The following is a 1839-nucleotide window of genomic DNA, read 5'->3' on the forward strand; positions in this document are numbered from 1 at the left end:
GGAAGCTAAGGCCCACAGCGCCGATGGTACTGCACTCGGGAGGGTGTGGGAGAGTAGGTCACCGCCGGACATTCTTTACACAGGGAAGGCCCCGCCAACGACGGCGGGGCCTTCCCCCGTTAACACCCAACCGGTTCTGGCGGCCGGCTTTGGGGACTTTGCTGGTTCCCGGCCTGCCGGCGTTTACACACCAACCCCACAACCTGCACCTTGCTGGTTCGTTCCAGGACGGGTTGTTTCGAGGGACTAATGCTGCTTGGGAGCCACGGCTGGCTGCCGCGGTGCCGCCACCGGGATAGGCTCGGACCCGGATGTGCTTGAGCGATGAGCGGAGGGGTGCCACTGATGGTGGTCGTCAAGCGTGGGGATGAACTCGGCGAGGAATACCGGCGCCGCATCACCGAGGTCTACGTGCGCAGCTTCGCGGACGACTTCGTAGCTTTCTCGCGGGACACGGGGAGGCTGGCCGATGCGTTCGAGCACATGCTGCTGCTCGATCGGTTCTACATCGCGCTGGTGGACGGGGAACCGGCCGGCATGGCCTCGCTGACCGAGGGGGACCAGGTGTTGTTTGCGCCGCGGTGGCGGCAGATCCGGCGCCATCTGGGGCTGGCCCGCGGGCTGCTCGGATACGTGGTGATCCGGAGCTGGTTCATGGGCTCCTCCGACGGGGCCCGGCCAGGACTCGCCGAAATTGGGTTCGTCGCCACCGAGCCCTCCTATCAAGGCCGCGGCGTCGGAACCGCGTTGCTGCGCCACTTGCTGGCGCTGCCTGGGTACCGGGAGTACGTGCTGGAGGACATCAAAGATACCAACGCGCCTGCCCTCGGCCTCTACGCCAAGCTCGGCTTCACCATCTATAAGCGCCGCAAGGTGCGCTTCGCCCGCCGCGCCGGCTTCACCGAGCTCGTGTCCATGAAGTTTGTGCCCTCGTCGGAAGACGTCTGACCCGGCTCTGCAACGGGGGACGTCGCCGTTCTGGACCGCCGAATGCTGGCGGTCGGGACGAGTGTGCGCTCGATCCGTCGGTATGGACCGCCGAAATGCTCGGCGGCCCGGACCAGTGTCCGCTCCATCCGCAGGCCGGGACCGCCGCGTGCCGGTGGCCCGGACGAGTTGCCGCTCGATACATCGGTACGGACCACCGACATATTTGGCGGCCGGGACGAGTGTGCGCTCGATCCGTCGGTATGGACCGCCGAAATGCTCGGCGGCCCGAACGAGTACCCGCGCCATCCGCCTCGGGTTGCTGTAGCCGGCGCCGGGAATGCCGACCACCAGGGCGCTCAGCCTGCCCGGACCCAGACCAGAAGTGAGCGGCTGCACAGTGCCGCTTCCGGGCGGGATGGCTGTGCTGGGCCGTGGTGCGGGTGGGCTGCGGGGTGCGTGGTTCGGTGTGTTTGCGGGGTTTTGGGGTTGCGGGGTTGGTGTGGGTGGGGGTTTTGGGTGGGTGGTGGGGGTGATTTGCGCGGGGTGCGGGAGGCGTGTATTGTTTTCTGAGTCGCTGCTGCTGAAGCAGAGAAAACAGCGGCCAATCCCCTTGAAAAATATGCCAGGTTCTGGTGCGCTTGACGCGCCTCTGGGGTGTTGGGAGGGGCCCGGGTTCGGGTTTGAATCTGCCGGGAACGGCGATTTGCAAAGGCTGCGGGAACCGGGTAAGTTAGAAAAGTTGCTCCGGAGCGATGGAGGGCCTGTGAGGGTCGTCCGGGTGCCGGGTGCTCCTGTTGTTTGAGAACTCAATAGTGTGCCAAGTTTGTTGATACCAATTATTTATTGGTTGAAGTGCCGTGGCGTGCCGCCCCTGTGGTGTGTCGCGGTTTTTATCAGCCTGGTTTGAAT

Annotated in this window: 1 protein-coding gene; it reads left to right on the plus strand. The window is 64.9% G+C overall.

The window, feature by feature from the left end; all coding sequences use genetic code 11:
- The first annotated feature begins 324 nt into the window (after positions 1 to 324).
- On the plus strand, positions 325 to 948 hold the full coding sequence (locus E4J89_RS19260; RefSeq protein ID WP_169304076.1) for a GNAT family N-acetyltransferase: 624 nt from the start codon (positions 325 to 327) through the stop codon (positions 946 to 948).
- The last annotated feature ends 891 nt before the right edge of the window (positions 949 to 1839 follow it).

The sequence above is a fragment of the Arthrobacter sp. CAU 1506 genome, assembly GCF_005047635.1.
GTDB lineage: Bacteria > Actinomycetota > Actinomycetes > Actinomycetales > Micrococcaceae > Crystallibacter.

Bases quoted from the DNA above. Each gene is read 5' to 3' on its own strand.
- E4J89_RS19260 (WP_169304076.1), top strand. From the start codon at position 325: ATGAGCGGAGGGGTGCCACTGATGGTGGTCGTCAAGCGTGGGGATGAA.